This is a genomic window from Streptomyces sp. LS1784 (assembly GCF_020103755.1).
In the GTDB taxonomy this organism is placed as follows: Bacteria; Actinomycetota; Actinomycetes; order Streptomycetales; family Streptomycetaceae; genus Kitasatospora.
The window spans coordinates 1-7020 of the sequence record NZ_JAHSQD010000427.1; the positions used below are offsets into that span (position 1 = coordinate 1).

Consider the following 7020-nt stretch of genomic DNA (forward strand, 5'->3'; position numbering starts at 1 on the left):
CGGGGCCGGCACGGCGCTCGGCACCGCGGCCGCCGGCGCGGTCAACCTGCTGGACCCGGCCGAGGTGGTGCTGGGCGGCGGCTACGCCCGGCTGGCGCCCTGGCTGCTGCCCGCGATGCGGGCCGAACTGGCCGCCCGGGTGACGGTGCGGCCCTGGTCCGAGGACCGGCTGACGGTCTCCCGGCTGGGCCGCCGGGGCCCGCTGCTGGGCGCGGCGGTGCGGGTCGTGCGGGCCATCGTGGCCGACCCCGGGCCACTCGGTTAGGGCGTGTCCGACCATTCGAGTCGCGCGCCCGGCGGGAATGGTCGGACACGCCCTGGGAGACCCCGGGCCCCGCGGGCGGCATGCGTGCCGGGACCGGGAACGCGACCGAGCCCCCGGCCGGGGCGGCTGGGGGCTCGGTGACGGTCGGGACCGGGCGGCTCAGGCCTCGGCGGAGACCAGCTCGCGGCGCTGGGAGCTCGGGTGCCGCAGCACGGCGAGCAGGGCGACACCGATGCCGATCAGCGCCCAGACCACCAGGACCAGGACCGGCAGCCCCAGGTTGGTGGAGTCGAAGTAGGCGACCGACCTGGCCGCGCTGGTGCCGGCGCCGTTCGGGATCCAGGAGCTGATCGCCCGCCAGAACGGTGGCATCATCGGCGCCGGGTAGACCCCGCCCGCGCTCGGGTTGCCGAGCACGACGAAGACCAGCACCGCGATGCCGATGCCGATGATGTCGAACAGGCACTGGAGCGCCATGGTGAAGGCGCCGACCGAGAACACCACGAGCGCGCCGACGGCGCTCAGGCCGAGGATCGAGCCCGGCAGCGCGTCCAGCACCGGCCCGGCGATCAGCGTGCCGAGCACCGCGGCGCCGATCGAGTAGAGCGCGAGCACGCCGAGGCGGATCAGCAGGCGGTGGACGTTGGCGGGCTTGGAGCCCGCGCTGATGCCCAGGATCGAGGCGACCAGGTAGCCGCCGACGCACCAGCCGATCACCAGGTAGAAGGCGGAGAGGCCGTTGGTGTCGCCCGCGGCGAGCGGCACCACGTCGTGGACCTTGACGGTGCGGCCCTGGCTCTGGTCGATCGCGGTGGTGATGGTCTCGGCGGCCTTGGCCGCGGACGGGCCGCGGGCGCCGCCGACCAGCAGGGTGTCCTGGGTGCCGGTCGGGTCCACGACCAGCGCCGCGTAGATCTTCTGGTCCTTGATCTGCTGGGTCGCCGTCTCGGCGTCCGGTGCGGTGAAGGCCCTGACGGCGTCGTTCGGCACCGCCTCCAGCGCGCCGACCAGCTTGGGGGCGACCTGGGGCGGGGCGACCACCGCGATGGAGAGGTTCTGCGGGGCCGGCTTGTGCAGCGCCCCGATGTACGAGGTGATGAAGCCGAGCTGGAGCAGCAGCACTCCGAGCACGAGCAGTGCCGCGCGCGGGGTGACCGCACTCTTCAGTTCGGCGACGAAACCCTGCCCCGGGGCTGCCATCCACATCTCCTTGCGTAACGGGGGAAAACGGTACTTCCAGAACCGATACTTCATACCATGAAGTAGTTGGCCTGTCGCACCTTCCGTACCGGCTCCCGGCGGGTGTCGCTGCGCGATACTGGCGCGGTGAGTGACGAAGAAGCCCTGGTGGCGGTGGAGAGCGAGGTCGCGCTGATGTTCCGGCGGGGCCGGGCCAGAGTGGCGGAACTCTCACGGCGGGTGCACCCCGGGCTGGAGGGCATGGCGTACAGCATGCTCGGCTACATCGAGCAGGCCGGGCGGGTGCGGGTGACCGACGTGGGCGTGCACTTCGCGGTCGGCAAGGCGACGGTGAGCCGGCAGATCCGGGCGCTGGAGGAGCTGGGCCTGGTGGCCCGGGAGGCGGACCCGCTGGACCGCCGGGCCGCGCTGGTCTCGCTCACCGAGGACGGGCGGCGGCGCTTCCTGGCCGCGCGGGACGTCCGGATGCGCCGGGTGCGCGAGGTGATGGGCGGCTGGTCGCCGGAGGACGTGACCCGCTTCGCGGAGCTGCTGCGCCGCTTCAACGACGTGCTGGGGGAGTCGCCGGTCGACTGACCGGGCGGCCGTCGGCGGCGCGACCGGGGCCCGCGACCGCGGGCTTTACTTGCCCTTGAAGAAAGTTGCCTAATTCAACCATCTCGCCGTATGGTTGCTTAAGGCAACGAAATTTCATGACCCGCGCATCCCGCACGCTTCGCCGAAGGACCCAGATGACCGTGACCACCGAGGCCGCGAGCGGAACCGCCGCCGCGGCCGACAGCTCACAGATGACGCACCGGCAGGTGATGGAGGCGCTCTCCGGCCTGCTGCTCGGCCTCTTCGTGGCCGTGCTCTCCTCGACCATCGTCTCCAACGCCCTGCCGCACATCCTGGCCGACCTGCACGGCGGCCAGTCCGCGTACACCTGGGTGATCACGGCGTCCCTGCTCACCCTCACCGCCTCCACCCCGATCTGGGGCAAGCTCTCCGACCTCGCCAGCAAGAAGCTGCTGCTCCAGATCGCCCTGCTGATCTACGTCGGCACCTCGGCGCTGGCCGGCCTCTCGCAGAACACCGGTGAGCTGATCGCCTGCCGCGCGCTCCAGGGCATCGGCGCCGGCGGTGTCGTGGCGCTCGGCCAGATCTGCCTGGCCGCGATGGTCCCGCCGCGCGAGCGCGGCCGGTACAGCGGCTACTTCGGCGCGGTCTTCGCGCTCGCCACCATCGGCGGCCCGCTGATCGGCGGCGTCATCGTGGACACCTCCTGGCTGGGCTGGCGCTGGTGCTTCTACGTCGGCATCCCGTTCGCGCTGGCCGCGATCCTCGTGGTGCAGCGCACCCTCAAGCTGCCGGTGGTCAAGCGCCAGGCGAAGATCGACTACCTGGGCGCGCTGGTCATCACCGCCTCGGTCAGCCTGCTGATGATCTGGATCACGCTGGCCGGCAAGAACTACGCCTGGCTGTCCTGGCAGACCGTGGCCATGGTCGGCGGCGGCCTGCTGCTGGGCGCCCTGGCCGTCGTGATCGAGCGCCGCGCCGCCGAGCCGATCATCCCGCCGGGCCTGTTCAAGTACCGCACCGTCACCCTGGCCGCGCTCGCCAGCGTGCTGGTCGGCGTCGGGATGTACGGCGCGACCACCTTCCTCAGCCAGTACTTCCAGCTGGCCCGCGCCAAGTCCCCGACCGTGGCCGGCCTGATGACCCTGCCGATGATCCTCGGCCTGGCGGTCTCCTCCGCGGTGGCCGGCCGGCTGATCACCAAGTACGGCAAGTGGAAGGCCTACCTGGTCTCCGGCACCGCGCTGCTCGCCGTCGGCTTCGGCCTGCTCGGCACCGCCCGGGCCGACACCGACTACGGGCTGCTCTCCGTCTACATGGCGATCACCGGCGTCGGCCTCGGCCTGACCAGTCAGAACCTGGTGCTCGCGGTGCAGAACACGGTGCCCCGGCACGAGCTCGGCGCGGCCAGCTCGGTGGTCACCTTCTTCCGCACCATGGGCGGCGCGATGGGCGTCTCCGCGCTCGGCGCGCTGATGACCGACAAGGTCGGCCACTACCTGGCCGAGAACCTGGCCGCGGCGCACATCCCGGCGTCGCCCGCGGCGTCCGGCGGCGGCATCCCGGACCTGGCCAAGCTGCCGGCCCCGATCGTGCCGCTGGTGACGGACGCCTTCGGCCACGGCGTCGGCACCGTCTTCCTGTGGGCCGCCCCGTTCGCGGCGCTGGCCTTCGTCACCGTGCTGTTCATCCGGGAGACGGCGCTGAAGACCACCCAGGAGAACTGACCACCCAGGAGAACCGACCACCCAGGAGAACCGACCGGCAGTCGGGATGCGCGAACGGGCCGGGGAGTGCGTGAAGGCACTCCCCGGCCCGTTGTCCTTGTGCGCGGCGCGCGGCGGCTACTTGCCGGCGATCAGCGACAGCCCGTAGAGGACGGCCCCGCCGCACAGCGCGAAGCAGACGTACGCGCCGGCCAGGGCGAGCCTGCCGCCGCCCGGGGCCCCGGCGCCCCCGCCCTCACGGGCGGCGCTCACCGCGGCCTCGCGGCGGGACAGCGCCAGGATGCCGAGCGCGAACACGGCGACCACGGCGACGGTGATGCCGAAGCTGACCCCGGCGGTCTGGGCCAGGGCGTTCCACTTGATGTGCATGGTGAGTGCTCCTCAGCCGGCGGCGCTCAGGCCGCGACCGTGGTCGAGGCGGGGGTGGGGGCGTTCGTGGTACCGGCCGGTGCGACCTCGACCGGAGTGACGTCGTTGACGTTGTCCGCGCCGACCGGCTGGCGGCGGGAGATCAGCCACATCGCACCCGCGCCGGCCACCAGCACGGCGCCGACCAGCGCGACGCCCCAGCTGCCCTGCTCGGCCAACAGGGCCGCGCCGCCGGAGACCACGGCGGCGGCCGGCAGGGTCAGGCCCCAGGTGTAGACCATGCGGCGGACCATGCTCCAGCGCAACTCGCCCTTCGGGCCGCCGAGGCCGGCGCCCATGATGCCGCCGGAGCAGACCTGGGTGGTGGAGAGGCCGAAGCCCATGTGCGAGGACGTCAGGATGACGGTCGCGGCGGCCGACTCGGAGGCGAAGCCCTGCGGCGGGCGGATGTCCGCCAGGCCCTTGCCCATCGAGCGGATGATCCGCCAGCCGCCCATGTAGGTGCCGAGCGCGATCGCGCCGCCCGCGGAGACGATCACCCAGGTGGGGGGCAGCGCGCCGTGCGGCAGGGCGCCCACCGAGACCAGGGTCAGGGTGATGATGCCCATCGTCTTCTGGGCGTCGTTGGTGCCGTGCGCGAGCGAGATCAGCGAGGAGGAGAACACCTGGCCGGTCTTGAAGCCCTTCTCGGTGGCCGCGGCGTCGCCCTTGCGGGTGATCACGTAGGCCAGCTTGGTGGCGCCCCAGGAGGCCAGGCCGGCGACGAACGGCGAGGCGACGGCCGGGATGAGGATCTTGGTGATCACGGTGTCGAAGTTGACGCCGTTCATGCCGACGCCGACGATCGTGGCGCCGATCAGGCCGCCGTACAGGGCGTGCGAGGAGCTGGACGGCAGGCCGCGCAGCCAGGTCAGCAGGTTCCAGAGGATCGCGCCGGCCAGGGCGGCGAAGATGATCTCGGGATGGACGCCGGCCTTCTCGTTGACGATGCCGCCGGAGATGGTGGTGGCGACCTTCACGGACAGGAACGCGCCCGCGAAGTTGAGCAGGGCCGCGATGGTGACCGCGACCTTCGGACGAAGGGCTCCGGTCGCGATCGCGGTGGCGGCCGCGTTGGCGGTGTCGTGGAACCCGTTGGTGAAGTCGAAGGCGAGCGCCGTGATGATCACAACGGCCACCAGGAACGAGATGTGTTCCATACCCAAACAATCGTCGTAGTTGTCGCACGGACGTTGATGACGTCGCGACCGTAGGTCTGTTTGGTAAACGGAAGGTGAACTGGGTCGGGAATCGTGGTTCCGGCGGTTGACTCCCGGTGACCATTGGCTTTCATCGGAGTGACCTGGGGCGCGCTGAACTGGACGTTAGCGAAGAACATGCCGGTTCGACCCGGTTTGCTGAGAGCTGTCTCACAGATCAATCGAGAATTAACCTCCCGGTCCGCACGCGCCCTGTTTCCGGCGAGTAACCCGTGGGAGGATCTGCGGGATCCGGGAAGCCGGGACAGGGGCAGTGCGCGGCGGGGAGGACCAGGCCATGGGCGGGGCGGCACAGAGAGCGGAGACGGCACGCGTACGGCCCTGGGTGCGGGCGGCGCTGCGCTGCGGAGCCGTCCTCGCGGCCGCGGCACTCGCACTGCCCGCGGGCGCGCAGGCCGCCTGGGCCGCACCCGACCCGGGGGCCGGCCAGAGCGTCGCCGGCGGTGACCCGCTCGCTGCCGCCAAGGCCACCCTCGGCCCGATGCTCGACCGGCTGCACGCGCTCTACCAGGGCGCCGAGGCCGCCACCGAGCAGTACAACGGCGCCGTCGCCAAGGTGACGGAGCAGCAGGCCTCGCTCACCGACCTCCAGGGCCGGCTGGACCGCCAGCAGAAGCAGGTCGACGCGGGCACCGACATCGCCTCGCAGCTCGCCGCCGCGCAGTACCGCAACGGGGCCGCCTCCGCGTACGCCGAGCTGCTGCTCTCCAAGGACCCGTACGAGGCGGTCGTCATCGCCGAGCTGCTCGCGTCGGCCAGCCGCTCGCAGTCGGAGTTCCTGGACAGGCTGAAGAGCGACCGGGACGCGCTGGACGGGTTGAAGAAGCAGACCGAGGAGGCGCTGAACACCTCCCGGACGCTGGTCGCCGAGCAGGACGCGGCCAAGGCCAAGGCGGCCGCCGACCTCGCCGCGGTCGAGCAGATGGTCTCCTCGCTGACCGGCGCCCAGCGGGCCGAGCTGGAGCAGCTGGAGAAGACCAAGGCGGACGAGGCGCAGCTCGCGTTCCTCGCCTCCGGGGCGCTCGGCAAGGGGGAGCGCACGCCCTCCCTGCAGGGCCGCGGGGCCATCGCCTTCGCGCTGGCGCAGCTGGGCAAGCCGTACCTGTGGGGCGGCACCGGCCCGGCCTCCTACGACTGCTCGGGCCTCACCTCGCAGGCCTGGCTGCACGCGGGCAGGCCGATCCCGCGCACCAGCCAGGAGCAGTGGGCGCAGCTGCCGCACGTGGCGCTCAACCAGCTGCGGCCCGGCGACCTGGTGGTGTACTTCCAGGACGCCTCGCACGTCGGGATGTACATCGGCGGCGGGCTGGTCGTGCAGGCGCCGCGGCCCGGGGCGTTCATCAAGATCTCGCCGGTCGGCTCGATGCCGATCCTCGGGGCCGTCCGGCCGGACCCGTCCGGCGCGGCCGACGACGCCGGCGGCGCGTGGAAGGTGCCCGACCTCCCGACGGGCTGGGACTCCGTCACGCCGATCTCGCCGAGCCCGGCCAACCAGGCGCCGGCCACGCCGGCCCCGGGTGGAGCGGTGACGCCGCCGACCGTGCCGGGCACGCCGACCGGGACGCCGGGCACGCCGACCGACCCGGGGACGCCGTCCGGCGGCACGCCGACCTCGACGCCGACCGGGACGCCGACCGAGCCG

At 72.4% G+C, this 7020-nt stretch carries 7 protein-coding genes; 4 read left to right on the forward strand and 3 right to left on the reverse strand.

The window, feature by feature from the left end:
- A partial coding sequence (locus KS423_RS33470; RefSeq protein WP_224283517.1) for an ROK family protein occupies positions 1 to 265 on the forward strand: 265 nt, incomplete at its 5' end.
- Between the two features lie 159 nt (positions 266 to 424).
- On the opposite strand, the gene KS423_RS33475 is transcribed toward KS423_RS33470, so the two are convergent.
- Positions 425 to 1465, reverse strand: a complete 1041-nt coding sequence (locus KS423_RS33475) for an ABC transporter permease (RefSeq protein ID WP_224283518.1) — start codon at positions 1463 to 1465, stop codon at positions 425 to 427.
- Between the two features lie 126 nt (positions 1466 to 1591).
- Here KS423_RS33475 and KS423_RS33480 point away from each other — a divergent pair, with 126 nt between their 5' ends.
- Positions 1592 to 2041 (forward strand): MarR family winged helix-turn-helix transcriptional regulator, encoded by a 450-nt coding sequence (locus tag KS423_RS33480; RefSeq protein ID WP_224283519.1) that lies wholly within the window; start codon positions 1592 to 1594, stop codon positions 2039 to 2041.
- A gap of 155 nt (positions 2042 to 2196) precedes the next feature.
- Positions 2197 to 3750: an MDR family MFS transporter gene (locus tag KS423_RS33485; RefSeq protein ID WP_224283520.1), complete on the forward strand. Its 1554-nt coding sequence runs from the start codon at positions 2197 to 2199 to the stop codon at positions 3748 to 3750.
- Between the two features lie 117 nt (positions 3751 to 3867).
- Here KS423_RS33485 and KS423_RS33490 read toward each other — a convergent pair whose 3' ends face one another.
- Both KS423_RS33490 and KS423_RS33495 read right to left on the reverse strand, forming a co-directional pair.
- A complete protein-coding gene (locus KS423_RS33490) occupies positions 3868 to 4119 on the reverse strand; it encodes a hypothetical protein (protein WP_224283521.1) in 252 nt (83 codons plus the stop codon).
- A gap of 26 nt (positions 4120 to 4145) precedes the next feature.
- Positions 4146 to 5318: an inorganic phosphate transporter gene (locus KS423_RS33495; protein ID WP_224283522.1), complete on the reverse strand. Its 1173-nt coding sequence runs from the start codon at positions 5316 to 5318 to the stop codon at positions 4146 to 4148.
- 337 nt (positions 5319 to 5655) lie between these two features.
- Here KS423_RS33495 and KS423_RS33500 point away from each other — a divergent pair.
- On the forward strand, positions 5656 to 7020 hold a 1365-nt coding region (locus KS423_RS33500), incomplete at its 3' end, for a C40 family peptidase (protein WP_224283523.1).